Source organism: Halomonas sp. B23F22_10, from assembly GCF_043496975.1.
In the GTDB taxonomy this organism is placed as follows: domain Bacteria; phylum Pseudomonadota; class Gammaproteobacteria; order Pseudomonadales; family Halomonadaceae; genus Halomonas; species Halomonas smyrnensis.
This window is the reverse complement of the sequence record NZ_JBIEKF010000005.1, coordinates 173,132-198,727: the sequence shown is the minus strand read 5'-3', so window position 1 is coordinate 198,727 and position 25,596 is coordinate 173,132. Positions and strand designations below refer to the sequence as shown.

General features: G+C 65.3%; 24 protein-coding genes. 11 read left to right on the top strand and 13 right to left on the bottom strand.

What is annotated here, in order from left to right:
* Window positions 1-31: 31 nt before the first annotated feature.
* Entirely contained in the window at window positions 32-1,402 is a 1,371-nt protein-coding gene (mnmE, locus tag ACGTNF_RS13180; RefSeq protein ID WP_016854185.1) for a tRNA uridine-5-carboxymethylaminomethyl(34) synthesis GTPase MnmE, read from the top strand.
* A 29-nt stretch (window positions 1,403-1,431) separates the two neighbouring features.
* Here mnmE and ACGTNF_RS13175 read toward each other — a convergent pair whose 3' ends face one another.
* The 4 genes from ACGTNF_RS13175 to rdgB all read right to left on the bottom strand — a co-directional run bounded on the left by ACGTNF_RS13175 (window position 1,432) and on the right by rdgB (window position 4,875).
* Window positions 1,432-2,277: a 23S rRNA (adenine(2030)-N(6))-methyltransferase RlmJ gene (locus tag ACGTNF_RS13175; protein ID WP_394602070.1), complete on the bottom strand. Its 846-nt coding sequence runs from the start codon at window positions 2,275-2,277 to the stop codon at window positions 1,432-1,434.
* A 76-nt stretch (window positions 2,278-2,353) separates the two neighbouring features.
* A complete protein-coding gene (locus tag ACGTNF_RS13170) occupies window positions 2,354-3,025 on the bottom strand; it encodes a YiaD family glycine zipper/OmpA-like lipoprotein (protein ID WP_016854187.1) in 672 nt (223 codons plus the stop codon).
* A 78-nt stretch (window positions 3,026-3,103) separates the two neighbouring features.
* The gene (hemW, locus tag ACGTNF_RS13165) at window positions 3,104-4,270 is read right to left on the bottom strand and encodes a radical SAM family heme chaperone HemW (protein ID WP_394602069.1); all 1,167 of its coding nucleotides are present in this window, start codon (window positions 4,268-4,270) and stop codon (window positions 3,104-3,106) included.
* Window positions 4,267-4,875, bottom strand: coding sequence for an RdgB/HAM1 family non-canonical purine NTP pyrophosphatase (gene rdgB, locus ACGTNF_RS13160; RefSeq protein ID WP_394602068.1), 609 nt, complete (start codon window positions 4,873-4,875; stop codon window positions 4,267-4,269). Before rdgB ends, hemW begins: the two co-directional genes overlap by 4 nt.
* Before the next feature lie 386 nt (window positions 4,876-5,261).
* Here rdgB and ACGTNF_RS13155 point away from each other — a divergent pair, with 386 nt between their 5' ends.
* From ACGTNF_RS13155 to ACGTNF_RS13145, 3 genes are all read left to right on the top strand, one after another.
* Window positions 5,262-5,942 carry a LuxR C-terminal-related transcriptional regulator gene (locus ACGTNF_RS13155; protein ID WP_394602067.1) on the top strand — a complete coding sequence of 227 codons (681 nt, stop codon included), beginning with the start codon at window positions 5,262-5,264 and terminating at the stop codon, window positions 5,940-5,942.
* Window positions 5,943-6,067: 125 nt separating this feature from the next.
* Window positions 6,068-7,498 (top strand): sigma-54 interaction domain-containing protein, encoded by a 1,431-nt coding sequence (locus ACGTNF_RS13150; protein WP_394602066.1) that lies wholly within the window; start codon window positions 6,068-6,070, stop codon window positions 7,496-7,498.
* Window positions 7,499-7,719: 221 nt separating this feature from the next.
* Window positions 7,720-8,796, top strand: coding sequence for a transporter (locus ACGTNF_RS13145; RefSeq protein WP_152480063.1), 1,077 nt, complete (start codon window positions 7,720-7,722; stop codon window positions 8,794-8,796).
* 67 nt (window positions 8,797-8,863) lie between these two features.
* On the opposite strand, the gene ACGTNF_RS13140 is transcribed toward ACGTNF_RS13145, so the two are convergent.
* From ACGTNF_RS13140 to ACGTNF_RS13100, 9 genes are all read right to left on the bottom strand, one after another.
* The gene (locus tag ACGTNF_RS13140) at window positions 8,864-9,526 is read right to left on the bottom strand and encodes a hypothetical protein (RefSeq protein WP_394602065.1); all 663 of its coding nucleotides are present in this window, start codon (window positions 9,524-9,526) and stop codon (window positions 8,864-8,866) included.
* A gap of 23 nt (window positions 9,527-9,549) precedes the next feature.
* A complete protein-coding gene (locus tag ACGTNF_RS13135) occupies window positions 9,550-10,263 on the bottom strand; it encodes a C39 family peptidase (protein ID WP_394602064.1) in 714 nt (237 codons plus the stop codon).
* Between the two features lie 50 nt (window positions 10,264-10,313).
* On the bottom strand, window positions 10,314-10,700 hold the full coding sequence (locus tag ACGTNF_RS13130) for a hypothetical protein (RefSeq protein ID WP_394602063.1): 387 nt from the start codon (window positions 10,698-10,700) through the stop codon (window positions 10,314-10,316).
* A 102-nt stretch (window positions 10,701-10,802) separates the two neighbouring features.
* Window positions 10,803-11,942: a hypothetical protein gene (locus ACGTNF_RS13125; RefSeq protein WP_394602062.1), complete on the bottom strand. Its 1,140-nt coding sequence runs from the start codon at window positions 11,940-11,942 to the stop codon at window positions 10,803-10,805.
* A gap of 553 nt (window positions 11,943-12,495) precedes the next feature.
* Window positions 12,496-13,731 (bottom strand): AAA family ATPase, encoded by a 1,236-nt coding sequence (locus ACGTNF_RS13120; RefSeq protein WP_394602061.1) that lies wholly within the window; start codon window positions 13,729-13,731, stop codon window positions 12,496-12,498.
* A gap of 36 nt (window positions 13,732-13,767) precedes the next feature.
* Complete coding sequence (gene hemL, locus ACGTNF_RS13115) at window positions 13,768-15,057, bottom strand: glutamate-1-semialdehyde 2,1-aminomutase (RefSeq protein ID WP_394602060.1); 1,290 nt, start codon at window positions 15,055-15,057, stop codon at window positions 13,768-13,770.
* Between the two features lie 197 nt (window positions 15,058-15,254).
* A complete protein-coding gene (gene thiD / locus ACGTNF_RS13110; RefSeq protein WP_394602059.1) occupies window positions 15,255-16,118 on the bottom strand; it encodes a bifunctional hydroxymethylpyrimidine kinase/phosphomethylpyrimidine kinase in 864 nt (287 codons plus the stop codon).
* Window positions 16,118-16,549, bottom strand: coding sequence for a protoporphyrinogen oxidase HemJ (gene hemJ, locus ACGTNF_RS13105; RefSeq protein WP_016854201.1), 432 nt, complete (start codon window positions 16,547-16,549; stop codon window positions 16,118-16,120). The genes thiD and hemJ overlap by 1 nt, the downstream gene beginning before the upstream one ends.
* An 8-nt stretch (window positions 16,550-16,557) precedes the next feature.
* The gene (locus tag ACGTNF_RS13100; RefSeq protein WP_394602058.1) at window positions 16,558-18,333 is read right to left on the bottom strand and encodes a chloride channel protein; all 1,776 of its coding nucleotides are present in this window, start codon (window positions 18,331-18,333) and stop codon (window positions 16,558-16,560) included.
* A 128-nt stretch (window positions 18,334-18,461) separates the two neighbouring features.
* Between ACGTNF_RS13100 and argC the strand changes: the two genes are divergently transcribed.
* The 7 genes from argC to rsmG all read left to right on the top strand — a co-directional run bounded on the left by argC (window position 18,462) and on the right by rsmG (window position 25,584).
* Window positions 18,462-19,496 (top strand): N-acetyl-gamma-glutamyl-phosphate reductase, encoded by a 1,035-nt coding sequence (gene argC / locus ACGTNF_RS13095; protein WP_394602057.1) that lies wholly within the window; start codon window positions 18,462-18,464, stop codon window positions 19,494-19,496.
* A 223-nt stretch (window positions 19,497-19,719) separates the two neighbouring features.
* Window positions 19,720-20,073 (top strand): iron-sulfur cluster insertion protein ErpA, encoded by a 354-nt coding sequence (gene erpA / locus ACGTNF_RS13090; RefSeq protein ID WP_016854204.1) that lies wholly within the window; start codon window positions 19,720-19,722, stop codon window positions 20,071-20,073.
* A gap of 114 nt (window positions 20,074-20,187) precedes the next feature.
* The gene (locus tag ACGTNF_RS13085) at window positions 20,188-20,946 is read left to right on the top strand and encodes a transporter substrate-binding domain-containing protein (RefSeq protein WP_152480053.1); all 759 of its coding nucleotides are present in this window, start codon (window positions 20,188-20,190) and stop codon (window positions 20,944-20,946) included.
* Window positions 20,947-21,041: 95 nt separating this feature from the next.
* Complete coding sequence (locus ACGTNF_RS13080) at window positions 21,042-21,713, top strand: amino acid ABC transporter permease (RefSeq protein WP_016854206.1); 672 nt, start codon at window positions 21,042-21,044, stop codon at window positions 21,711-21,713.
* A gap of 14 nt (window positions 21,714-21,727) precedes the next feature.
* The gene (locus ACGTNF_RS13075) at window positions 21,728-22,501 is read left to right on the top strand and encodes an amino acid ABC transporter ATP-binding protein (protein ID WP_394602056.1); all 774 of its coding nucleotides are present in this window, start codon (window positions 21,728-21,730) and stop codon (window positions 22,499-22,501) included.
* A 537-nt stretch (window positions 22,502-23,038) separates the two neighbouring features.
* Window positions 23,039-24,934 (top strand): tRNA uridine-5-carboxymethylaminomethyl(34) synthesis enzyme MnmG, encoded by a 1,896-nt coding sequence (gene mnmG, locus ACGTNF_RS13070; protein ID WP_394602055.1) that lies wholly within the window; start codon window positions 23,039-23,041, stop codon window positions 24,932-24,934.
* Window positions 24,931-25,584, top strand: a complete 654-nt coding sequence (rsmG, locus tag ACGTNF_RS13065; RefSeq protein ID WP_152480049.1) for a 16S rRNA (guanine(527)-N(7))-methyltransferase RsmG — start codon at window positions 24,931-24,933, stop codon at window positions 25,582-25,584. The genes mnmG and rsmG overlap by 4 nt, the downstream gene beginning before the upstream one ends.
* Window positions 25,585-25,596 lie beyond the last annotated feature (12 nt).

Here is a 25,596-nt window from a genome sequence, read left to right as displayed (position 1 = left end):
ACAATAGCCACGTCTCACCGAGGAGCCACCGATGGCCGAAAGCCTCTATTCCCAGGACACCATCGCCGCCTTGGCCACGCCCCCGGGGCGTGGCGGCGTCGGCATCATTCGCGTCTCAGGGCCCGCCTGCCGGTCGATCGCCGGCAGCCTGCTGGGCCACTGCCCTGCCCCGCGCTTCGCCCTCTACGGGCCGTTCAGGGGCGAGCAGGGCATGATCGACGAGGGCATCGCGCTGTTCTTCGAGGGTCCGAACTCCTTCACCGGCGAGGACGTGCTGGAGCTCCAGGGCCACGGCGGCCCGGTGCTCATGGATCTGCTGCTGGAGCGCTGCGTGCGGCTCGGCGCCCGCCTGGCTCGCCCCGGCGAATTCTCCGAGCGCGCCTTCCTCAACGACAAGCTCGATCTGGCCCAGGCCGAGGCCATCGCCGACCTGATCGAGGCCAGCTCCCGGGGCGCCGCCGAGAACGCCCTGCGCTCGCTGCAGGGCGAGTTCTCGCGACGGGTCGAGGGGCTGGTGCAGCGCCTGATCGAGCTGCGCATGTACGTCGAGGCGGCCATCGACTTCCCCGAGGAGGAGATCGACTTCCTGGCCGACGGCCACGTGGCGGCCAAGCTGGCCGAGGTCCGCGGCGAGCTTTCCGAGGTGCGGGCGGCGGCGGCCCAGGGCGCGCTGATGCGCGAGGGCATGAGCGTGGTGATCGCCGGGCGCCCCAACGCCGGCAAGTCCAGCCTGCTCAACGCCCTCACCGAGCAGGAGACCGCCATCGTCACCGACATCGAGGGCACCACCCGGGACGTGCTGCGCGAGCACATCCATCTGGACGGCATGCCGCTGCACGTGATCGATACCGCCGGCCTGCGCGACACCCCGGACGCGGTGGAGCAGATCGGCGTGGCCCGGGCCTGGAGCGAGATCGAGAAGGCCGACCGGGTACTGCTGATGGTCGATGCCGCCACCACGGATGCCCTCGAGCCCATGGCGATCTGGCCGGAATTCGTCGAGCGCCTGGCCGATCCGTCGCGGCTGACCCTGGTGCGCAACAAGGTCGACACCAGCCAGGAAACGCCGGGGCTCGACTTGTCCACAGCCACCCCGGTGGTGCGGCTGTCGGCGAAGACCGGCGAGGGTGTGGATAACCTCAAGGAGCATCTCAAGGCGGTGATGGGGTTCTCGGCCACCACCGAGGGCCGCTTCTCGGCCCGGCGCCGCCATCTGGACGCCCTGGATCGCGCCGAGCAGGCCCTCGGCAACGGTGAGGCCCAGCTGGCCGGCTACGGCGCCGGCGAACTGCTCGCCGAGGACCTGCGCGACGCCCAGCAGGCGCTGGGCGAGATCACCGGCGAATTCAGCGCCGACGACCTCTTGGGCGAGATCTTCGGCAGTTTCTGTATCGGCAAATAGCCGCGAGCAAGGCTCCCTTGGGGCCTTGTCTACTCGCCCACCCACCAGTCACCGCGATGGCGGGCGGTGGGCCCCCACAGCGGCAGCAGCGCCGCCATGGCCTCGTTGATCCGCTCGTCGAGGCCCCAGGGCGGATTCACCACCAGCATGCCGCTGCCGTACATGCCATGGCCCTCACCGGGGTCGCCCAGCGTCAGTTCACTGCGCCAGATCTTGCGCAGCCCGCCGTCGCGGAGGCCCTCCAGCAGCGCCTGATGACGCCCGGCGGGCAGCATCGGATACCAGATCATGACCACCCCGTGGCGCGCCTTGCGCATGGCCGACAGCACGGTGTCGGCCACCTCGTCGTATTCCGCCTTGCGCTCGTAGCTGGGATCGATCAGCACGCACAGACGCGGCGTCTTCACCGGCAGCGCCTTCAGCAGCCCGGCCAGGCCATCGCCCTGGATGCGCTTCACCGCCTGGGGCAAGGCCTGATCGGCCAGGTGGCCATGCTCGCCCGGGTGCAGCTCGAACAGCCGTAGCCGATCCTGCTCGCGGAGGCGATGCGACAGCCACCAGGGCGAGCCGGGATAGTGGTCGAGCCCGCCGCCCTGCTGGACCTCAGCGATCGCCGCCAGCCAGTCGCCCAGCAGCGGCGAGGCCTCCGACAGCCCCGCCCTCTTCGCCCATAGCCTGGCCACGCCCTCCTGGTATTCCTGCAGCCGCGCCGTCTCGGCCGCGGCCAGCGGATAGAGGCCTCGACCGGCGTGAGTATCCACATACGTAATGGATGATTTTTTACGTAACAAGTGGTCGACGACGGCGTAAAGCGTCAGATGCTTGTGAACGTCGGCGAAGTTGCCCGCATGATAGGCGTGCTGATAGGAAAGCATGGCGGTGGTCGCGTCATCGGAAAGAAAAAGGGCCCGCCCCCTGACGGGGACGGGCCCGGCGAACGTGGGAACCCGATCAGCCCTGGGAGATGGGCGTCAGGGTGATCTCCACGCGACGGTTCTGGGCACGGCCGGCTTCGGTCTCGTTGCTGGCCACCGGCTGGTTCTCGCCGTAGCCGTTCATGTAGAGACGGTTGGAAGCCACACCGCTCTGCGAGAGATAGTTGCCGACCGCCTGGGCACGACGCTCGGAGAGCTGCTGGTTGTAGCCGGCGTCGCCGGTGCTGTCGGTGTGACCGGCGATGTTGACGCGTGTCTCGGGATACTGGGTCAGCACCGAGGAGACGTCATTCAGGGCGTTGCGCGCCTGCATGGTCAGATCACTGGAATCGAAGCCGAAGGTCACGCTGCTGGGCATGTTGAGAATGATGTCGTTGCCCTGACGTTCGACCCCGATGCCGGTGCCTTCCATGCTCTGGCGCAGTTCCTCTTCCTGCTTGTCCATGTAGGCGCCGATGCCGCCACCGGCGGCGGCCCCCACGGCGGCGCCGATCAGCGCGCGGTCACGACGACTGGTACTGCCGTCGCCGCTGAGCGCGCCGGCGGCGGCGCCGACCAGCGCACCGATGGTGGCGCCGGTGCCGGTCTGGCTGCGCTGGGTCTCACCGGTGTTCGGGTTGGTCGTGGTGCAGCCCACCAGCAGGGCGGCGGCCGCGAGCGGCGCGATCATGCGAACGGTCTTGGTCATAGCGTCGTCGACTCCATGTTGACGAATGGCATTCCGGCCGGCCCCTCTCTTTACCAAGCTATCTACCCGAGTCTTCACTCAGGCGTCGATCAGGGCCAGCAGCTCGTTCAAGAATAATAGACCCTGGGGGGAGGCTTGAAGCCTTTCGCCATCTTCCACCAGAAGTCCTTTTTTCCTCGCCGCTTCGAGACTTGCCTGCAGCCGGTCGAGCGGTCGGCCGGTGTGGGCCGACCAGGTCGACAGCGGCACGCCCTCGACGAGACGCAGCGCATTCATGGCGAACTCGAGCGGCAGTTCCTCGGGCGAGATCGGCTCGCGGCCGGCCACGAAGCCGCGCGGGTCATCATGCCGGCGCAGATAGGCCTCGGGCTGGCGGGTCTTCCAGCGACGCTCGACATGAAAGCCGTGATCGTCGTGGGCGCTCAGCTTGCCATGGGCACCGGCCCCGATGCCCAGATAGTCGCCGAATCGCCAGTAGTTGAGATTGTGGCGCGCGGCGCGGCCTGGCCGGGCATAGGCGGAAATCTCGTAGCGCGCGAAGCCGGCGGCCTCCAGCCGCTCGTGGCCGAGCTCCTGGATGTCCCAGAGGGCCTCCTCCTCGGGCAGCACGGGCGGGCGCGAGTGAAACTCGGTGTTGGGCTCGAGGGTGAGTTGATACCAGGACAGGTGCTCGGGGGAGAGTGCCAGGGCCTGGTCGAGATCGTCGAGGGCCAGCGCCGGCGTCTGGCCCGGCAGGCCATGCATCAGATCCAGGTTGAGGTTATCGAACCCGGCCTGGCGGGCCTCGGCCACGGCCAGCCGGGCCTCGTCACCGCTGTGGATGCGGCCCAGCTCGGACAGCTGGGCATCCTGAAAGCTCTGCACGCCGATCGACAGCCGGTTGATGCCCGCGGTGCGATAGCCGGCGAAGCGTCCTCTTTCGACGGTCCCCGGATTGGCTTCCAGGGTGATCTCGATGTCATCGGCGAACGTCAGCCGTGCCGAGATGGCATCGAGCAGGCGGCCATAGAAGTCGGCCGACATCAGGCTCGGGGTGCCGCCGCCGATGAAGATGCTGACCAGCTCCCGCCCCGCGGCCAGCGGCAGATCGGCGTCCAGATCGGCGATCAGCGCCGCCAGATAGGCCTCCTCGGGCAGGCTGGCTCCGGACCCGACACCGTGGGAATTGAAGTCACAGTAGGGGCACTTGCGCACGCACCAGGGCACGTGGATATAGAGCGCCAGGGGCGGCAGCAACAGGCTCATGAGGCGAAGGACTCGTCGCCGAGCTGCGCCACCAGGGCTTTCAGGGCGCGACCGCGATGGCTCAGCCGATTCTTCTCGTCGGCCGGGAGCTCGGCGGCCGTCCTGCCGCATTCCGGCACCCAGAACAGCGGGTCATAGCCGAAGCCCCCTTCGCCGCGAGCCTCGGTGAGGATCTCGCCGTCCCAGCTCTGCTGCACGATCAGCGGCACCGGGTCCTCCGCGTGACGCAGCATCACCAGCACGCACCAGTAGCGGGCCGTCCGTCGTGCCGCCGGCACATCCGCCAGGGACTCGAGCAGGTAAGCGTTGTTACGACCATCGTCCTTGGGCTCTCCGGAGAAGCGCGCGGAGTAGATGCCGGGGCGCCCCTGAAGCGCATCCACGGCCAGCCCCGAGTCATCCGCCATGGCCGGCAAGCCGCTGACGCGGCTCGCCTCGCGCGCCTTGAGCAGCGCATTCTCGACAAAGGTCAGGCCGGTCTCCTCGACCTTCGTCACGGCGAAGTCGGCCTGGGGGCGAACGTCCATGCCCAGGGGCGCGAGCAGCTGGTTGAATTCGCGCAGCTTGCCGGCATTGCCGCTGGCCAGCACAACAGTTGTCGTCATCTCGTCATCCGGTTGTTCATGATCATTGCGGCGGCATTCTAAGCGCCTCATGAAGTGAATGAAACACGCTGCGCTAGCGACGAATCTACCGCGCCCAAACATGAGAAAAAAACACAGCCAAACCAGGAAGCGATCAGTCTTTCGACTGATTTTATTCATCAATAGCGAGAGAAGAAATAACAACAGGATAATCTAATTCTCTAACTACTTGATAAATAATGAAGACTTCAAAAGATCGAAAGGGAATATATAGGGTGTTTTTTATGCCTTTTTGTTAGTTACATTTTCTTACATCCAGGACGAGACTTATTAAGGCCTTACTCTCATCCTATTACTCGTAAGGAATAAGGGGTCGAGTATGTCAGACATTCTTTCGAGGTCCGGTTATGGAAAGCAATGATCGCCTTATACAGCTGGTGACCGCGAACACGCCCCAGTCTCAGCTGTTCGCTGACTACCTGCGCCAGCAGCTCGACTGCCAGGTCGCCATCGTGCCGCCATCCAGCATACGGAAACCCAAGGTGACCAATGCCGATGAGGAAACCCTCATCCTGCTCGATGCCGACCATATGGACGATGCCGCGATGCAGGCTTGGCAATCTCATGTCGCGGAACGGCCTGAGACCTCCCTGGCGAGCTTCAACCTCAGGGACGAGGATCATGCCGTCGAGATATTGTCCTGTATGCATGTCAGGGGGATTTTCTACCGTGACGACAGCCTGCCACTCATCTGTAAAGGGCTTCGAACCCTCCAGGAAGGGCAGCTATGGATGTCACGCTCCCTGATGGGACGAATGCTGGAATTCTATCGGCGCCACCAGATCAACGCCTATCGACCGGCCTGCGGACTGACCCAGAGAGAGCTCGAGATCATCGGCCTGCTGGGCACCGGTGCTTCCAATATGGAAATCGCCGACCGGCTCTTTGTCAGCGAGCATACGGTCAAGTCACATCTCTATAATATCTTCAAGAAAATCGATGTCCATAACCGGCTACAGGCGGTCAATTGGGCGCGGCATAACCTCGGAGCCCCACCTCCTATCCCTCAGAAATCTCATCACAGCTAGGTCGCCTAGACTAGAAAATTCATGAGAATTTCTCCCGAACCGAATGCTAGATTTCACGCCGTTAGAATGGTGCTTGGCCTCATTTTTTCGCAAACGATCGTTCCATAAAATATCAGGGATGTGCGATGAATCCTAACAAGAAGCTACTCTTCATTAGCCAGCCCATTGAAGATGGCGAAAGACTCATCGGGGAACTCGAAGCATGTGGTTGGGATGTCACACACATTCAAGAGCTGGACAGCATCCCCTTCACAGAAACCTACGCGGATTATGGCGTCGGCGTCGTGTTCCTGACACAAGACGACCTCGATAATATCAAGAGTTTCGAGAATGCGGCCAACAGGCTCGACACCAGGCTGATAGCCATCTGCCACCAGGATGTCTTCGATAACCTTCGTCACCATCAGGGTATCGGCCGTTTGTTCTTCGGTTATCATATTATTCCGGTCGAAACGGAGAGGCTACATCACGCACTCGAAAATCTCCTGTCGGTCATCAATCTGGATAAAGACATCCTTGAGGAAGGTAGCCACCGAGGAAGGCATGAATGCCAGATGGTCGGTGAAAGCCCTGTCATAAAGACACTGTTCAAGACCATTCAAAAGGTGGGTGCCGTGGATGCCCCCGTCCTGATTCAGGGAGAGTCCGGTACGGGCAAGGAGTTGGCGGCCAAGGCCATTCACCGTTCCTCCGCTCGTGCGGAGTCTCCCTTCAATGCCATCAACTGCGGCGCCTTGCCGAGCAACCTGATCCAGTCGGAACTTTTCGGCCACGAGAAGGGATCCTTTACCGGTGCTTCACAGAGAAAGATCGGCATCATCGAGAACACGGATGGTGGAACACTCTTCCTGGATGAAATCGGCGATCTCCCCTTGGACATGCAGGTCAACCTGCTTCGCTTCCTGGAAAACCATACGATCCAGAGGGTAGGGGGGCTCAAGGAAATCGAGGTCGATGTTCGCGTTCTGGCTGCAACGCACGTGGATCTGGAAAAGGCGGTAAAGGAAGGGAAGTTCAGAGAGGACCTTTATCACCGCCTTAATGTCCTTCAGATTCGAGTCCCCCCCCTGCGTGAAAGAGGGGATGACATCGCGACGCTGGCCCATTACTTCTTCAACAAGTTCTCCAGCGAAAAGTCTTCCATTGTGAACGGCTTCAGCAAGGACAGCCTGTCCGTCATGCAGCTTTATGAATGGCCGGGTAACATCCGAGAACTGATCAATCGCGTGAGAAGGGCGATGGTCATGAGCGAGCACCCACTGATACGCCCCGGGGATCTAGGCCTGGAGCGTCGAGTGCTGAACTCTCGTCACGCGGCGAGTCTCGAGGAGGCGAGAGACCTGGCAGAACGGGGGGTCGTCCTGGCCTCTCTCACACGCCATTCCTTCAATATCCTACATGCCGCACGCGATCTGGGCATTTCCCGGGTCACTCTCTATCGCCTGATGGAAAAACACCAGATACACCGTGAAGATCAAGGGGGTGATGATTCGAGTCATGGGGAATCGGCGAGTTCGAAAAAACCTAACATACTGAATTTCAAGAGGGTTAAGTGATATTACACCTCGCCTGAACAAGCCGTTGGCGATCCCTTCGGCAGACCGGGCCGCTGCAGGCAGTCACACAACGTTAGCCGGTAGCACCACGCTTACACTCAACAGAATGACATGTTGATCTATGCTCTCCATGAGCAGCACAAGAAAAGGCCCGATGACTTGGAAGCCGTTAGGCTCTTACAGCGCAAGGCCTTGAACCAAGGGATAAAAGGGATAACGTCATGAAACTGATCCAAAGAGGTTTCACGCTAGCCTGCGGCCTGGCACCGCTCGCCATGGCCGGACATGCCTGGGCTCAGACGGACAGTAACGGTGCCATCGACCCCGTGGGGCAGCGTCCCCCCCCGGTGGAAGAAGCGCCAGAGATTCAGGCCATCCCGGACATCGGTGGGGTTCTGACCCCCAAGGGGCGCCTCGTCATCGAGCCCGAGTTCCAGTACTCCCACGCCAGCGTCAATCGGCTGACCTTCCGCGGCGTCGAGATACTCAGCACGCTGCAGGTCGGCGTGCTGGCCGCCGAGGATGTCGATCGCGATACCTTCACCACCTCCGTCACCGGCCGACTCGGGGTGACCGACCGGCTCGAACTGGAACTGCGCGTGCCATACCTGCACCGGGACGATACGGCCAGCTTCAGCGTCAATGAGGCCAACGAACCCTTCGATCTCGATAGAAGCCAGTCCGGGGATGGGCTGGGTGATATCGAGCTGGCCGCCCACTACCAGATGAACAGCGGCCAGGGGGGCGGCCCCTTCTTCGTGGGTAACCTGCGCTACAAGTCGACCACCGGGACGGGGCCCTTCGATGTCGATCGCGACAGCAATGGCATCGAGCGCGAACTGGCCACCGGTTCGGGCTTCCACTCGATAGAGCCCAGCCTGACCGTGCTGCTCCCCTCCGCACCGGCGGTCTACTTCGCCAACCTGGGCTACCTGTTCAACCTCGAGGACGATGTCAACGAAACGATCGGTGAGGTCAGAGTCAAGGAGGTCGATCCGGGGGATGCCGTAAGGATGAGCCTCGGCATGTCGTACTCGATCAACCCACGCTCCTCCTTCACGCTGGGCTACAAGAACGACTTCATCCAGGAGACCGATACCACCTTCGTCAATACGGAAACCGGCAGTACCGTCACTCAGAGCGGCCGCTCGCTGAATGTGGGCTCCATGCTGCTCGGCTGGTCCTACCAGATGTCCGACGATTCGGTGTTCAACCTGGGGCTGGAATTCGGCGTGACCGAAGACGCCCCGGATACCACTCTCACCCTGCGGACTCCCTTCGGCCTGAATGTCTTCTGATCGACAATGACTCACGAGAAAGGCTGCCCGAAGAGGCAGCCTTTTTTTGTTTGTTTCGTGATATCGTTCAGCGAGGGAGCATGCCCTGCAGCGAGTTGAGAATCGCCCCTCTCTGGCGGGAAGAGCGCATCTCGCCGATATTCATGACCTGCACGCTGACGTCGATCTCGTTACTGATGCTTTGCCCGCTGGCCGTGGTCGACAGGCTGCTGACGATCGCATCGCGCGTGATGTTGTGCAGCGCTGCCGTCATCCCCCCCTGGCCATCGCTCATGAGGACACCGGAAAAGTCGGAAAGCCCGGTGAGGTCGATCTTGCCGCCGATACTCGCTGCATCGACGCCCCCCGGCCCACCCACCTGGGTGACGGACTCGGACCCCGATTGCTCCAGCGTGCTGGACAGCACCCTGGCACCGGCATTGTCGAAGGCCACCTGGGTGATGTAGCGAACCCGTTCATTGATGGCCGTGGTCAGCTTGGCGCCGAAGTTGAGATCCATGCCCGCCAGTCGAAAGCCGCCACGAAGCTCTGCCATGCCTTCGTCAGGCAACACTACCCCTCGGTAGTAGATATCGTGCGTTCCCGCCGACAGGATGCCCGAGGGGGATGTCGCGGCCGGGGATGCCGACGCCATCGCCAGGGAAACCGACGCGACCAGGAGGCCGATACTCCGCCGGCAACCTTTCCACCGGCTCACCGCCATTGCGTGTCCTGCATGCTGCATGCTCATGGTTGATCACTCCTGCGAGATCATCACCTACCCAGCTCGTTGGCGCCTGGCAGTGTCAGCAGATACGATCCCACGCTGGTGCGTCGAACCCCCGACTCGATCGGGGAGGGGGGCCGCACGCGCCAGTCCCGTTCACTGTTGAAGTTCGCTCGTGCCACCTCGATTTCGTTGCGCACACCGAGCACCTTGTTGCTCCATAACGTCTCGAAGATATCCTTGGGCACCACGACCGTTCCGGCCGCCGGATCGCCCACCAGCACGTTGTCGGCATCCATTCCCTTGACGACGACGAAGTGCTTGTAGCCGCCGGTATTGACCAGCGTTATGGCCGGAACGCCGATGCGAATGAAGTCATCCAATGCGATATCGAAGCCGTCGGCGTTGAGCCCTCTGTCATCCAGGAATCGCTTCATGTCCAGCATGGAGAAGCCGTAGGTCTCGATCTGCTCACGATCCCCACGACGGATCATGGCCTCGAAGACCTCGCCCTCGCTGGTGGGACGGTCATAGTGATAGGTCATCAGGGTGGCGACGGCCGCCGATCCACAGCTGTAGTCGTACTGCTGGCGCACGACACCCTCCCAGCTGAGTTCCGCCAGGCTCTTGGCTTCGACCTCGAAGTGGCCGAAAGGATTGGAGATTCTCACCGTTCCCGCCTCGGCCGACGGAACGAACGATTCGGACGCCGACAACATCATGACGGCGAACAGGGCAGCGCCTTTCAGCTGCTTGCGCATGATCGAGCCCCCTGACACCGAACGGCGACTATGGCCGCTCGCGGTGTCGTTCATGGGTTAGCGATATAGACACTGATACCGATGGCGTTGTTGATCGCATTGGCATTCCCGGTCACGTTGTTGAAGATGCCGGTACCGCTGTAATGGCCCATCGAACCGCCTTCGAAGGTGATATTGCCTGTGACCATGTCACCATTGATCACCTTGAAGCTCGATCCGACACTGATGGCTTGCATGTCCTGAATGCTCTGAACCGTTACCTGGTCGAGCTGCACGTTGACGTCTCGACCCCGTGCCTGCTCCAGTACATCCATCGAGACTTCCTGCATCGATCCGAAGCCATCGGCCATTCCGGCATCGTCGGCCTGCAGGCTCGATGCCATGCCGGCAGACAATATGATGGCACCCGCGGCGAGCCACTGCACTGAACCTTTCATCGCTCTGCCTCCACTGACTATAAACGGACAGTGAGGGAACTGGCGGCACCTCGTCCGCCAGTTCCCGATTGGGCAAACGGGCCTCTCTCGAGGCCCGAGCCATCAGTTGCCGATGCTCACGCCGCTGTGGGCGGAGATGCTGGTACCAGACAGCTGCGAGTTGTAGAACCCGCTGGTGCTGTTCATGTTGGCGACACCGCCGTAGACGCCGCCGGCCGCCACGGAGATGCTGGAAGCGCCGGTGCGCAGGACGGCCGCGCCGCCATTGCCACCATTGCCACCGGCTGCGCCATGGGCGCCTGCGGCATAGGCATCGCCACCGACGCCTTTGCCGCCGCCGCCGCCGCCGCCGTAGCCGCTGCCGCCATGACCGGCCACTGCCCCGGCCCAGCCACTGCCTTTGCCGTCACCACCGGTGCCGGACCCCGCACCGGTGCCGGTGCCCGTGCCATGGCCTGCGGTGGAGTTGGCCTGAGTGGGACCGGCCCCTGCCTTCTGATCGCCGGAATCGTCGGCGGCGCCCAGGCCGAGGCCGAGCAGCGCACCGATCCCGGTTCCGGCGGCACTGCCATCATTGTTGCCGGCCCCGGAGAGGGCCCCGGCCGCGGAATCGCCACCTTCACCGGCACCCAGCCCGATGCCGGCCCCGGCCCCGGTGCCACCCAGGCCTGCACCCAGGCTAGCCGCTCCGGCATCACCACCGTCGTCACCTTCACCCTCTCCACCAGCGCCACCGAGGCCGGCGCCGATGCTGACGGCTGCGTTGATGCCGCCTTGCCCACCAGCACCACCTTGTGCCCCTGCGCCACCGATGACGACAATTCCAGTACCGACCACGGTGGAACTCATATTCTGTTCGGAGATCACGCTGACGGCGGTGTTATAGGACTCGCTCATCGCCCAGGCATCGCCACCGTCACCGGCCGGCCCGCCGTTACCACCGGAGCCATAGCCGAGCCCGGTCGCGCTCGCCGTCCCGCCTTTCCCCTTGCCTTCGCCATAGCCCAGGAGGGCGCCTACGCCGGTACCTGTGCCGTTGGCGTTGGAAGAACCACCAGCACCGACACCGTTGCCGGCGCCACCAGCACTGGAGCCCCCGGCCCCGCCAACGGCCTGTGCATCGGAGTCGACCGCCTGGAAGGCAAAGTCTCCATTGTTGGTCGGGTTGGCCTGAGCGGTGGAAATCGCCATGACCAGCGCCAGCAGGGAAGTTCCCGCGATTGCATATGCTTTGGTACTCATGATCACACTCCCGTTCGATTCGACAGAATCCCTTGCATCTTGCCGGACGATCTTCGGATCGTTGCCGGCGTCGGTGTCACGTCCTGCTGAGCCGGTGGTCTCTCTTGAACCCTTGAAGATCCCACTCGCAGGCATGAAACCTAGAGCACGGGGCGTGCCAGTTTTCGGTAACCTTTTGATAGTTCGGCTGAAGAAACCTGTCGACGTCGGGTCGCGGGCGGGGCAGGCAGGACAGGAGCGGGATATCGCCGAGCGGAGTGTCAGGCTGATGAAACAGTGGCTTCGATCGTGGCGCGGGAATGCGTGATTAAGATCTTTAAAAACAATTATTTAACATAATGAAACATATTAGGTACAAACCTGTTTCAGTCTTGACACTTTCGTCACGCCTCAACACTTTCATTTAATTTTCAATATCTTATGTAGTAACAGCCGACGCCGAACCACAAGGCGGGGTGCCAAGCCGATGTAACACTCGGCCACGCGTGAAAGAGAGGCTACAGGGGAGACGGCATGGAGAGACCGGCCTCGGCGGCCGGTCTCGGCGGGCACCTCAGCTCCAGTGCATATGCTCCTGGATCAGCCCGGCCAGGGTCTCGCCGGCGTTGTCCGCCGTGGTGTCCAGCCGCACGAGGTGGAAGCGTTCCTCGTCGGAGAAGGGTTCGAAGGCCGCCTGCTGATGCGACAGCACCGCCAGGCCTTCCTCGGGGGTCACCCCGTGGCGACCGGCCCGCTTGGTGATGCGACGGGTCAGGGTCGCCTGATCCGCCTCGAAGCTGACCATCAGCACCGGCAGGCCACGGCTCTCGGCCTGATGCCGCAGCCAGTCGCGCTGTGCCCGGGTCAGGCAGGTCGCGTCGATGCAGGCCGGCAGGCCGGCATCCAGCAGATGGCCGGCACACTGCGCCAGGCGCTGGTAGGTGCGCTCGGTGGCCGTCTCGCCGAAGATATCCACAGCCGCCTCGCCCTCCACGGCCTGTGGAGAAAGTCCATGCAGGCGACGGCGCTCGGCATAGGAGCTGACGCGCACGGCGCCCAGCCGCGTGACCAGGTTGCGGGTGAAGCGGCTCTTGCCGCTGCCCGACACGCCCACCCCGATCACCAGCGGGGGGAAGCGGAACTCCGCATGGCGCTCCGCCAGTTCCAGGTAACGCCGGCAGGCGGCCATGGTCTCCGCCCGCAGGGCAGGGCGCTCGTCGTCGCCCTCGGCCGCCTCCAGCCGGCGCAGGGCCCGCCGTGCGCCGGCCAGGCACTCGAGCACCCGGAACACCGACAGCAGCCGGGCGGCCTGATAGTCGCCGCTCAGCCGCAGGTAGGCATCCAGCGCCTGGCGCGCCAGCCGGGCCTCGTCGCGTACCTCGAGCCCCACCAGCAGCGAGGCCAGATCCGCGGCGGGATCCTGCACGACCTCGGCGCCGTGGCCCTGAAGGTCGCGGTCGATGGCGTTGGCCATCACCACGCGTCCCTCGTCCAGCAGGCGGCTGTCATGCTGCTCGCAGGCCCAGCTGCGCGCGACGACATGGGCCTCGCGCGCCTCGAGCACGGGTGCCAGGCGGGCGAGGTTCTCATCCAGCCAGCGGCTCAGGGCCCGCAGCCGCTGACAGTCTTCGGCGGCGGCGATCAGCGACGTCAGGGCCTGCGTCTCGGCGGCCACCCGCTGGTGCACGGCCTGCTGCAGGGAATCGGCCGCCTCGATGGCGTGATCGGCATGCCAGGCGCTCAGGCTCTCGACCAGCGTCTCGAGGGTGAAATCGCGGGCCGGACTTCCGGGGGCGTGTCGCTGGTTCATCGTTCTTCTCCGTTCACGCGGTCTTGTCGGGTGCCGTCAGTCCTGGCGCATGGCGGCAAAGGCCGCCTCGGCCGCGTCCAGGGTCAGCTGGATGTCCTCGGGCGCATGGGCGCTGGACATGAAGCCGGCCTCGAAGGCGGAGGGCGCCATGTAGACGCCCTGCTCGAGCATGGCGGCAAAGAAGCGGCGGAAGGCGTCGCCGTCGCAGGCGGTGGCCTGGGCAAAGTTGTCGACCCGGCTCTGGCCGGTGAAGAAGATGCCGAACATGCCGCCGGCCTGCTGGGTGATCATGTCGATGCCGGCGGCATCGGCCCGCTCCTGGAGGCCGTGGCACAGGGTCTCGACGCGCTGGCTGAGGGCGTCGTGGAAGCCCGGTTCGCGCAGCTTGGTGAGCAGGGCGATGCCCGCCGCCATGGCCAGCGGATTGCCGGCCAGGGTGCCGGCCTGATAGACGGGACCCAGCGGCGAGATGTTCTCCATGATGCCGCGGCGGCCGCCGAAGGCACCCACGGGCATGCCGCCGCCGACGATCTTGCCCAGGCAGGTCAGGTCGGGCTGGACGCCGTAATGCGCCTGGGCACCGCCCATGGCGACGCGGAAGCCGGTCATCACCTCGTCGAAGATCAGCACGCTCTCGTGACGATCGCAGACCCGGCGCAGGGTCTCGAGGAAGCCGGGCTGCGGCGGGATGCAGTTCATGTTGCCGGCCACCGGCTCGACGATGATGCAGGCCACCTGGTCGCCGATCTCCTCGAAGCACTGCTCGACCGCGTCCGGATCGTTGTACGGCAGGGTCACGGTGTGCTCGGCCAGGGCCGCCGGCACGCCCGGCGAGCTGGGCTCGCCGTGGGTCAGGGCGCCGGAGCCGGCCTTGACCAGCAGCGAGTCGGAGTGGCCGTGGTAGTTGCCCTCGAACTTCACGATCTTGTCGCGCCCGGTATAGCCGCGAGCCAGGCGGATCGCCGACATGGTGGCCTCGGTGCCGGAGTTGACCATGCGCACCATCTCGATGCTGGGGATCATCTCGCAGATCAGGTCGGCCATGGTGGTCTCGATGGCCGTGGGCGTGCCGAAGGAGAGGCCGCTGTCGAGCCGCTCGCGCACCGCGCCGAGCACTTCCGGATCGGCATGACCGGTGATCATCGGCCCCCAGGAGCCGACGTAATCCACATAGCGCTTGCCCTCGACGTCGAACAGATAGGCGCCCTGCGCCCGCTCCATGAACACCGGCGGACGTTCCAGGCCCTTGAAGGCGCGCACCGGCGAATTGACGCCTCCGGGGATGTGGCGGCAGGCCCGTTCGAAGAGCTGAGCGGATGTGGTCATGTCAACCTCATTTGCTGTTGAAAGTAAGCGTCGTATCGCGCCGGAGCCGCGCGGTCACGGCCTTCGGCCTGTGGATAATTCTCTGGACAAACTCTTGGCGAGCGGTGATTCCCCGGTGAACGTCGCCCATTGCCATCGAAGATGTCTCCGTCATGGCTCATTCTCGATGTTGAGACCGTGGATGACCAGCCCGGCGCCTAGGCGCCCTGCTCGAAGCGGGCCACCGGCAGCCGCCACAGGCGCCTCGGCAGCCACTGGCCGGCGGCGTCATCGGCCTCGTTTTCATCCCCCGGGCGCCAGCCATGGGCCAGGGTCTGCCAGGTGTAGTCCTGGGCCTGCTCACAGGCGACCACCAGCGATTCGCCCTGGGCCAGCCGGGAGGCCAGCGCCGAGGCCAGGGTGCAGCCGGAGCCGTGGAAGGTGCCGGACAGTCGCGGCCAGCGCCACTGGCGATCGCCGTCCGGCACGTGCAGCGTGTGCACCACCTGGTCCGCCGGCGTCCGCGCCTCGGGCTCGTCGGTGCCGGTGACCAGCACCGCCTGGCAGCCCAGATGCATCAGTTCGACGACCCGCTCGGTGTCATCGCCGCAGTCGGGGCCGGCCAGGCGGGCCAGCTCGCGGCGGTTGGGGGTGAGGATATCCACAAGGGGCAGCAGCCGTCGGCGGAAGGCTTCGACCAGAGCGGGGGTGGACAACTCATGCCCGCCGCCGGCCCTGAGTACCGGGTCGACCACCACCGGCACGCCCGGGCGGCGCTTGATGATCTCCACCACCGCATCGAGGGCCGCCTCGGAGGTCAGCAGGCCGACCTTGATGGCGGTGATCTCGATGTCCTCCAGCGCGGCGGCGGCCTCGCGGATCAGCACGGCGTCCACCGGCTGCACGGTCGCGACGTCGCGGCAGTTCTGCACCGTCAGTGCCGTGGGCACGGTCAGCGCCCAGCCGCCGCAGGCGGCCACCGCCTCGCTGTCGGCCACCAGGCCGGCGCCGCCGGTGGGATCGTGGCCGGCCAGCACCAGTACCGCCGGCAGGTGAGGGTGGGTCTGCGCCTCTTCAGCCATCAGAACGGCTTCAGCACGGCGAGCAGGACGACCAGCAGCAGGGCGACCACCGGCAGCTCGTTGAAGATCCGGAAATAGCGATGGCTGCGGGTACAGCGAGCGTCGGCGAACTGCTTCAGATAGATCAGGCACACGTGGTGATAGGCCACCAGCGCCGCCACCAGGGTCAGCTTGGCGTGCATCCAGCCCTGGGACAGCCAGCCGGGATTCAGCGCCAGCAGCCCGCCGCCGAACACCAGCACGGCGATCATCGAGGGCGTCATGATGCCCCGGTAGAGCTTGCGCTCCATGGTCTTGAAATACTCGATGGCCTGCGACTCACCGCGGTCCCGGGCCATGGCGTGATAGACGTAGAGGCGCGGCAGATAGAACAGCGCGGCGAACCAGGTCACCACGGCCACCAGGTGCAGGGCCTTGATCCAGAGGTACATGTCGACTCCTAGCCGGGGGATGCATCGCTGTAGCGATAGTAACGCTCGATGGCGTCGCGGGTGATGATACCGGAAATCCGCTTCTGCTTCGGCCGATGCCCGTGCTCCACGTAGAGCGCATCGGCATGCTTGGTATTGAGCCGCGAGAAGGCTTCGGAGAGCGTCGCCTGCAGGTGGATCGGCGCCAGGTCGAGGCGCTGGCCGGGAATCTCCAGCAGGTCCAGGCGGCCCTCCTTGTCGATCAGCTTGTCGGTCTCGTCGTGCTCGAGCATCCAGCGCGCCAGGTCGGCCGCCTTCAGCGCCAGGGTCGGCTTGGCGTCGCTGGAGCGTTCGATCATGATCCACACGGGGTTGGCCTCGAGCAGCGTGCTGGCCTGATCGAGCGTCACCCAACGCCGCGTGCGCACCAGCGCTCGCTCCATCACCGCCGGCACCGAGACCCGGTTGAGGGCCTGCATCAGTGGCTGCTGCAGCGGATGCAGGCCGTGGCGCGTCACGCTGATGAAGAAGCCGTCGCAGCCGCACAGCTGGCGCGAGGTCAGGCATGCCACCACCACCGCCAGCATGCCGGGCAGGATCAGGTTGGGATTGTGGGTCAGCTCCAGCAGCGCCATCAGCGCCGCCAGCGGCGCCTGCAGCACCGCCCCCATCATCGCGGCCATGCCCAGCATGGCGTAGACGGCCGGGCCGGCGGCGAGCTCGGGCATCAGCTGGGCGCCCAGCAGGCCGCACAGCGCGCCGGCCGCCCCGCCGGCCACCAGCACCGGGCCGATGATGCTCACCGGGATGCCGCAGGCCACGGCGAAGGCGGTGATCAGCAGCTTGCCGATGGCCACCGCCAGCAGCACGTCGAGGCTCAGCGAGCCGCCGATGGTCATCCCCAGGGTGTCGTAGCCCATGCCCTGCACCTGGGGATACCACCAGGCCAGGACGCCGACCACGCCCCCGGCCAGGGCGAAGCGCGCGGCGAAGGGCACCCGCTTGAGGCGATCGCCGGCGCGGGCCACGCGCACGAAGCCGCCGGCCAGCAGGCCGATGCCCAGCGCGCTCAGCACGATCCAGGGCAGGTTGAGCAGCGATCCCAGGGCGATGCCGGTGTCCTCGAAGGGCAGCTCGAAGCCGAACACCGCCTGGGACACCACCGCCCCCATGGTCGAGGCCAGGATCACCGGCATGAAGCCGGTGATGGTGTATTCCATCATCACCACTTCCATGGCGAAGATCACGCCGGCGACCGGCGTGTGGAACGAGGCCGAGATACCCGCCGCGGTGCCGCAGGCCACCAGCACGCGCAGGCTGTTGTGGGGCAGGCGCAGGCGCTGGCCGAGCCCGCTGCAGGCCGCCGCGCCCAGGTGGATGGCGGGCCCCTCGCGGCCCGCCGAGAGCCCGCCCAGCACCGAGATCAGCCCCACCCACCACTGGGTGAACCAGTTGCGTACCGGGAAGCGTCCCTGATGGTAGGTCAGCCGCTCGATCACGTGGGCGATGCCGATCTGACGGCCGGCGGGCCGCAGCCACCACAGCCAGGCGCCGATCAGCGTCACCGCCAGCATCGGCAGCAGGGCACGGGTCAGCGGCGGCAGCGCCTCGAAGTTTTCAGGATTGTCATCCGGCAGGAAGGCCATGGCGCCCAGCAGCAGCGCCAGGCGAAACAGCACCATCAGGCCACCGGTGATCAGGCCGGATACCAGACCCAGCACGCAGAGCTGGGGCAAGGCATCCACGCTGGCCAGCTGGCGGCGGAAACGGTCGAGACTAAAGCGAGGGAGTGGCAGACGCGGCAAGGTATCCTTCCTGTTCGGCCCCGGCCCCTATTTCAACCCGGGCCCGGCGAGGCTGGGTGGGAGCCCTTCCTCTTGTGTATCATATCCTCCCACCCAGGTCCCAGCGTCCACCATTGAGGAGCCCCATCGTGATCAAGGTCGGAATCGTCGGCGGCACCGGTTATACCGGCGTCGAACTGCTCAGGTTGCTGGCTCGCCATCCGGAGGTCAGCGTCGAGGCCATCACCTCGCGCAGCGAGGCCGGACTCGGTGTCAGCGAGCTGTACCCCAACCTGCGCGGCCACTATGACGAGCTGCGCTTCAGCGAACCCGACCCGGAGCGTCTGGCGGCCTGCGATGCGGTGTTCTTCGCCACGCCCCACGGCGTGGCCCACGCCCTGGCCGGGGAGCTGCTCGAGCGCGGCACCCGGGTCATCGACCTGTCGGCCGACTTCCGCCTGCGCGACGCCGAGGAGTGGGCCGCCTGGTACGGCCAGCCCCACGGCGCGCCCGAGCTGCTCGAGGAAGCCGTCTATGGCCTGCCCGAGGTCAATCGCGAGCGTATCCGCCAGGCACGCCTGATCGCCGTGCCCGGCTGCTACCCGACCGCCGTCCAGCTCGGCCTGCTGCCGCTGCTGGAGGCCGGCCTGATCGACGCCGGGCGCGTGATCGCCGACTGCAAGTCCGGCGTCACCGGCGCCGGCCGCGGCGCCAAGGTGCCGTCGCTGCTGGCCGAGGCCAGCGAATCGATGAAGGCCTACGGCGCCTCCGGCCACCGCCACCTGCCCGAGATTCGCCAGGGCCTGGGCGACGCCGCCAACGGCCCGGTGGGCCTGACCTTCGTGCCGCACCTGACGCCGATGATCCGCGGCATCCATGCCACCCTCTACGGGCGCCTCACCGGCGAGCCGGACGACCTGCAGGCGCTGTTCGAGCAGCGCTTCGCCGACGAGCCCTTCGTCGACGTCATGCCCGCGGGCAGCCACCCGGAGACGCGCAGCGTCAAGGGCGCCAACGTCTGCCGGATGGCCGTGCATCGCCCCGGCGACGGCGACACCGTGGTGGTGCTCTCGGTGATCGACAACCTGGTCAAGGGCGCCTCCGGCCAGGCCGTGCACAACCTCAACCTGATGTTCGGCCTCGACGAATTCGCCGGCCTCGACGCCCCGGCGATGATGCCCTGATACCACCGCTCCCCACACTGGCGGAGCCCGGGGGCCGGGCGCAGCGAGGGTCTTTTTCCAGGGAAGGAAAAAGTAGCGTACAGGGACGTATTCACAGCGCCCTCGCGGAGGCCGGTCCCCGGGATACTTCCGCCCGGACCTCCCCAATAGTTGACCCTTTTGCTAAGGGTTATGGATAATCGTCGTCCTGCACGACATTCATCGATTTCCGGGGAGGTCACCCATGAGCGGTGCCGCATCCTTCGTTCCTACCCCTCTGCTGCTCTCCGACAGCGCCAAGGCCCGTCTCAAGGCCCTCGGCGAGGCGGAAGGCAAGTCCGGGCTCACGCTGAGGGTCTACGTGACCGGCGGCGGCTGCTCCGGCTTCCAGTACGGCTTCGACCTCGCCGAAGACACCGCCGACGACGACACCCTGATCGAGTTCGGCGACGTGGCGCTGGTGGTCGACCCGCTCTCCTACCAGTACCTGGTCGGCTCCACGGTCGACTACGAGGAAGGCCTGGCCGGCGCGCGCTTCCTGATCCAGAATCCCAACGCCACCACCACCTGCGGCTGTGGCGCCTCCTTCATGGTCTGATCGCGAACGTTGACGACCAGCCCTGCCGCAACATTTGCCGAGACTTGACGCTCTCACGGCAACTCGCCATGGTTGATTTGTACTCCACAACAAATCACTCCAATGGAGAAGCACATGAAGCGTCAATTCACGGTCGCCTCACTGGCGTCCTGTCTCGCCCTGGGCCTCGCCACCTCGGCCCACGCCCAGGAGACCCTGGACGTCGTCACCGATCCGAGCTTCGTGCCCTTCGAGATGATGGACCAGGAAACCGGCCAGATGGTCGGCTTCGACATGGACATCGTCGCCGAAGTCGCCGAGCGGGCCGGTTTCGAGTACAACCTGCGCACCATGGACTTCAACGGCATCATCCCCGCCGTCCAGACCGGTAACGTCGACATCGCCATCGCCGGCATCACCATCACCGACGAACGCGCCGAGATCGTCGACTTCTCCGATCCCTACTACGACAGCGGCCTGCGCCTGCTGGTCAACGCCGGCGACGACAGCATCCAGTCCATCGAGGACCTGGCAGGCAAGTCGGTCGGCACCAAGATCGGCTCCACCAGCTACGACTACCTCCAGGCGAACCTGGGCGACGACGCCGACATCACCCCCTATCCGGGCTCCAGCGACATGTACATGGCGCTGCTCGGCGGCAGCGTCGATGCGGTCTTCTACGACGCCCCCAACGTCGGCTACTTCTCCCAGACCCAGGGCGAGGGCCGGGCCAAGGTCGTCGGCCCGCTCTACGAGGGCCAGCAGTACGGCATCGTGCTGGTCAAGGGCAGCGACTGGGTCGAGCCCGTCAACGAGGCCCTGGCCTCGATGAAGGAAGACGGCACCTACGACGAGATCCACAGCAAGTGGTTCGGCAGCGCCAGCGGCGAGTAATCGTCGCCCCACGCCGGAACGGGGTCGGGTCACATGACCCGACCCCGTTGCATTTCGGCGCGTCACTCTCCCGCGCACCCTGACGGAGTTCCCACGTGGACGTCACCTTTCAATTCGACTGGCAGGCGGCCTTCGCCTCCATTCCCCATCTGCTGACGGGGATTCCCTATACGCTGCTGATCTCCTTCGCCGGCCTGGCGATCGGTTTCCTGATCGGCATCCTGTTCGGCCTGCTGCGCATCAGCCCGTCGCGCTGGCTGCGGGTACCCGCCGTGGCCTACATCGAGGTCTTCCGCGGTACCCCGGTGCTGGTGCAGGTGCTGTTCATCTTCTACGGCCTGCCACAGCTGCTCGGCGGTCCCATCAACGCCCTGGTGGCCGGCATCGCCGCCATCGCGGTCAACTCCGGCGCCTATATCTCGGAGATCGTCCGCGGCGGCGTGCAGTCCATCGAACGCGGCCAGCGCGAGGCGGGGCTGTCGCTGGGCCTGTCTCGGCAACAGACCTTCCGCTACATCATCTGGCCCCAGGCCCTGCGGCGCATGATCCCGTCGCTCGGCAACCAGGGCATCATCAGCATCAAGGACACCTCGCTGTTCTCGGTGATCGGCGTGGGCGAGCTGGTCCGCCAGGGCCAGGTCTACATCGCCACCACCTTCAACGCCCTGGAGGTCTATCTGATGGTGGCCATGCTGTACCTGGTCATCACCCTGTCGCTCTCCGCGGCGCTGCGCCTGCTCGAGCGCAAGGGCCTGGTCGGACAATGAAGGAAGACACGCACATGAACCAACCGACGTCCCCTTCCGGCGGCGAGCGCATCGTCCGCATGGAGAAGCTCAACAAGTCCTTCGGCGACCTGCACGTGCTGAAGAACATCGACCTCGAGGTCACTCCCGGCGAGGTGGTAGTGATCATCGGTGCCAGCGGCTCCGGCAAGTCGACCCTGATCCGCTGCATCAACGGCCTGGAGGAGTTCCAGCAGGGCGACCTGGAGGTCGATGGCAATCCCCTCAAGCCCTACGGCAAGGCCACCCAGGCGCTGCAGAAGATCCGCACCGAGGTCGGCATGGTGTTCCAGCAGTTCAACCTGTTCCCGCATCTGAGCGTGCTGGACAACGTCACCCTGGCGCCGATGAAGGTGCGTGGCATGGACCACCGTGAGGCCACCGAGACCGCCGAGCGCCTGCTCGACCGGGTCGGCATCGCCGACCAGGCCGCCAAGTATCCGACCCAGCTCTCCGGCGGCCAGCAGCAGCGCGTGGCCCTGGCCCGGGCGCTGGCCATGGAGCCGCGGCTGATGCTGTTCGACGAGCCGACCTCGGCGCTGGACCCGGAGATGATCGGCGAGGTGCTCGACGCCATGCGCGAGCTCGCCAACGAGGGCATGACCATGCTGATCGTCACCCACGAGATGGGCTTCGCCCGCGAGGTGGCCGACCGGGTGATCTTCATTCACAAGGGCGAGATCGCCGAGGAAGGCCCGCCCGAGTCGATCTTCGATTCGCCTCAGGCCGAGCCCACCCGGCAGTTCCTGTCCCGGGTGCTCAAGCACTGACGAGCGCCGTTCATCCCGGCCTCAACGGCCCCTGTCGTCCGCGACAGGGGCCTTTTTTTGGCCGTTTTCGGCCTGTGGACAAGATTTTCCGCGATGGGCGGCTCAGCCGGGGCATGGCGGGGCTGGGGACAGATCGGGTGGTTGTTCACAGCCGCGGTGACAAGCCCGGAAGAACTCCGTGGACAACCCGTGTTCGAGCCGGCTTGTGGGTAACCCAAGGGGTTACCCACAGCCCCCGAACATGCCCTCCGCAGGCGGTCCGCGCCTTTTCCCTGTTTCTATCAACATTTCAACCTGTTGATAAGCAATAATTAAAATCAGTTATCCCCGGAAAATGTCCACACCAGTAGTTACTACCACAACAGAACTTCTTCTTTATTTATATGTTTCTTTATTTAAGTCTCGGCGGAAGGAAGGTGGATTCCCCTGGGCGGGTGTGGAAAACCCTGACGATTACCCACAAGAGGGTTATACTGGCGGGCTGATTCGACCCCTGAACCGCAACATTCGGCGCACCGGCGCCGATCGAGGTGAACCTTGGAGTACCCCGACCGCTACGACGTCATCGTCATCGGCGGTGGCCATGCCGGGACCGAAGCCGCCCTGGCCTCGGCTCGCATGGGCTGCCGGACCCTGCTGCTGACCCACAACATCGAGACCCTCGGCCAGATGTCCTGCAATCCCGCCATCGGCGGGATCGGCAAGAGCCATCTGGTCAAGGAGATCGATGCGCTGGGCGGCGCCATGGGACTCGCCACCGACAAGGGCGGCATCCAGTTTCGGGTACTCAATTCCCGCAAGGGTCCCGCCGTTCGCGCCACCCGCGCCCAGGCCGATCGCGTGCGCTACAAGGCGGCGATCCGCGGCATGCTGGAAAACCAGGCCAACCTGACGATCTTCCAGCAGGCCGCCGGCGACCTGATCGTCGACGGAGACACCGTGCGCGGCGTGGTCACCGAGACCGGCGTGCGCTTCATGGGCGAGACCGTGGTGCTGTGCACGGGCACCTTCCTCGGCGGGGTGATCCACATCGGGCTGGACAACAGTCGCGGTGGCCGGGCCGGCGATCCGCCCTCCAACGCCCTGGCCGAGCGCCTGCGTGCGCTGCCGTTCCGCGTCGATCGCCTGAAGACCGGCACCCCGCCGCGCATCGATGCCAAGAGCGTGGACTTCTCGATGCTCGAGGAGCAGCCGGGCGATACCCCGACGCCGGTGATGTCCTATCTCGGCAGCCGCGAGATGCACCCGCGCCAGATCAGCTGCCATATCGCCCAGACCAACGAGCGCAGCCACGAGATCATCCGCGCCAACCTCGATCGTTCGCCGATGTTCTCCGGCAGCATCGAGAGCGTCGGACCGCGCTACTGCCCGTCCATCGAGGACAAGGTGCATCGCTTCGCCGACAAGGCGAGCCACCAGATCTTCATCGAGCCGGAAGGCCTGGATACCCACGAGCTGTATCCCAACGGCATCTCGACCTCGCTGCCGTTCGACGTCCAGCTGCAGGTCGTGCGCTCGATGAAGGGCCTGGAGAACGCCCACATCACCCGTCCGGGCTACGCCATCGAGTACGATTTCTTCGATCCGCGAGACCTCAAGCACTCGCTGGAGACGAAATTTATCCACAACCTGTTCTTCGCCGGGCAGATCAACGGCACCACCGGCTACGAGGAGGCCGGCGCCCAGGGGCTGCTGGCCGGCCTCAACGCGGCCCGTCGAGCCAGCGGGCTCGAGGCTTGGTGGCCGCGGCGCGACGAGGCCTACCTCGGCGTGCTGGTCGACGACCTGATCACCCTGGGCACCAAGGAGCCCTATCGGATGTTCACCTCGCGGGCGGAATATCGCCTGCTGCTGCGCGAGGACAACGCCGACCTGCGACTCACCGAGGCCGGCCGTGGCCTGGGCCTGATCGATGACCGCCGCTGGGCCGCCTTCAGCGCCAAACGCGAAGGCATCGAGGCCGAGAGCGCGCGCCTCAAGGCCAGCTGGGTGCAGCCCGGCACCGAGGCCGCCGGTCGCGTGGCCGAGAAGACCGGCCAGCCCCTGGCCCGCGAATACAACCTGCTGGACCTGCTCAAGCGTCCGGAGCTCGGCTATGCCGACTTAGCCGGGCTGGTCGGCGAGCCGGTCGAAGACGAGCGCGTCGCCGAACAGGTGCAGATCCAGGCCAAGTACCAGGGCTACATCGATCGTCAGCAGGACGAGATCGACAAGCTCAAGCGGCACGAGGCCACCCGGCTGCCCGACGACTTCGACTACGAGCAGGTCGAGGGGCTGTCCAACGAGATCCGCCAGAAGCTCATCGAGACGCGGCCCGAGACCCTGGCCCAGGCCGGTCGTATCTCCGGCGTGACCCCGGCGGCGGTCTCGATTCTGCTGATTCACCTCAAGAAACGACGCCTGCTGGACGACACCCGAGTGGCCAACGGATGACCCCGAACGATACGATCCTGAACGACCGCCTCGAGCGCGGCCTGGCCGAGCTCGGCCTCGACGTGGCGGCGGATCGCCGCGAGCGGCTGGTGGCCCTGGTGGGCCTGTTGCACAAGTGGAATCGCGCCTATAACCTCACCGCGGTACGCGATCCCGAGGAGATGGTCGCGCGGCACGTGCTCGACAGCGCCGCCGTGCTGCCCTTCGTGACCGGTCCGAGCCTGCTCGATGTCGGCGCCGGCCCGGGCCTGCCGGGGCTGGTGCTGGCGATTCTCGCGCCCGAGCTCGACGTCACGCTGCTCGACAGCAACGGCAAGAAGGTACGCTTCCAGCGTCAGGCGGTGATGGAGCTGGGCCTTGCGCGGGTCACGCCCGTGCAGGCCCGGGTGGAGGCCTTCGAGGCCCCCGCCGGCGGCTTCGATCAGGTCATCTCGCGGGCCTTCGCCAGCCTCGAGGACTTCCTCGCCCTGAGCCGGGAGCTGCCGGGGGAGGGCGGTCAGTGGCTGGCGATGAAGGGGCCCGCCGTGGAGGACGAGCTCGCCGGCCTGCCGGAAGGGATCGCGGCAGTGGCCCGCCATACGCTGAGGGTGCCCTTCTCGGTCGGCGATCGCCGCCTGGTGATCCTCGAGCGCGCCCCCGGGGAGCGCTGAGCCGCCTCCGGG

What these genes read in the sequence shown, in the direction of transcription:
- hemW (WP_394602069.1), bottom strand. Translation starts at nt 4,270, where the DNA reads ATGAGCCTGTTGCTGCCGCCCCTGGCGCTCTATATCCACGTGCCCTGG.
- ACGTNF_RS13120 (WP_394602061.1), bottom strand. Translation starts at nt 13,731, where the DNA reads ATGAACCAGCGACACGCCCCCGGAAGTCCGGCCCGCGATTTCACCCTC.
- ACGTNF_RS13125 (WP_394602062.1), bottom strand. Translation starts at nt 11,942, where the DNA reads ATGAGTACCAAAGCATATGCAATCGCGGGAACTTCCCTGCTGGCGCTG.
- ACGTNF_RS13155 (WP_394602067.1), top strand. Translation starts at nt 5,262, where the DNA reads ATGGAAAGCAATGATCGCCTTATACAGCTGGTGACCGCGAACACGCCC.
- ACGTNF_RS13150 (WP_394602066.1), top strand. Translation starts at nt 6,068, where the DNA reads ATGAATCCTAACAAGAAGCTACTCTTCATTAGCCAGCCCATTGAAGAT.
- ACGTNF_RS13130 (WP_394602063.1), bottom strand. Translation starts at nt 10,700, where the DNA reads ATGAAAGGTTCAGTGCAGTGGCTCGCCGCGGGTGCCATCATATTGTCT.
- ACGTNF_RS13075 (WP_394602056.1), top strand. Translation starts at nt 21,728, where the DNA reads ATGAACCAACCGACGTCCCCTTCCGGCGGCGAGCGCATCGTCCGCATG.
- ACGTNF_RS13170 (WP_016854187.1), bottom strand. Translation starts at nt 3,025, where the DNA reads ATGACCAAGACCGTTCGCATGATCGCGCCGCTCGCGGCCGCCGCCCTG.
- hemL (WP_394602060.1), bottom strand. Translation starts at nt 15,057, where the DNA reads ATGACCACATCCGCTCAGCTCTTCGAACGGGCCTGCCGCCACATCCCC.
- ACGTNF_RS13145 (WP_152480063.1), top strand. Translation starts at nt 7,720, where the DNA reads ATGAAACTGATCCAAAGAGGTTTCACGCTAGCCTGCGGCCTGGCACCG.
- rsmG (WP_152480049.1), top strand. Translation starts at nt 24,931, where the DNA reads ATGACCCCGAACGATACGATCCTGAACGACCGCCTCGAGCGCGGCCTG.
- hemJ (WP_016854201.1), bottom strand. Translation starts at nt 16,549, where the DNA reads ATGTACCTCTGGATCAAGGCCCTGCACCTGGTGGCCGTGGTGACCTGG.
- rdgB (WP_394602068.1), bottom strand. Translation starts at nt 4,875, where the DNA reads ATGACGACAACTGTTGTGCTGGCCAGCGGCAATGCCGGCAAGCTGCGC.
- ACGTNF_RS13135 (WP_394602064.1), bottom strand. Translation starts at nt 10,263, where the DNA reads ATGCGCAAGCAGCTGAAAGGCGCTGCCCTGTTCGCCGTCATGATGTTG.
- ACGTNF_RS13175 (WP_394602070.1), bottom strand. Translation starts at nt 2,277, where the DNA reads ATGCTTTCCTATCAGCACGCCTATCATGCGGGCAACTTCGCCGACGTT.
- thiD (WP_394602059.1), bottom strand. Translation starts at nt 16,118, where the DNA reads ATGGCTGAAGAGGCGCAGACCCACCCTCACCTGCCGGCGGTACTGGTG.
- ACGTNF_RS13085 (WP_152480053.1), top strand. Translation starts at nt 20,188, where the DNA reads ATGAAGCGTCAATTCACGGTCGCCTCACTGGCGTCCTGTCTCGCCCTG.
- erpA (WP_016854204.1), top strand. Translation starts at nt 19,720, where the DNA reads ATGAGCGGTGCCGCATCCTTCGTTCCTACCCCTCTGCTGCTCTCCGAC.
- mnmE (WP_016854185.1), top strand. Translation starts at nt 32, where the DNA reads ATGGCCGAAAGCCTCTATTCCCAGGACACCATCGCCGCCTTGGCCACG.
- ACGTNF_RS13140 (WP_394602065.1), bottom strand. Translation starts at nt 9,526, where the DNA reads ATGAGCATGCAGCATGCAGGACACGCAATGGCGGTGAGCCGGTGGAAA.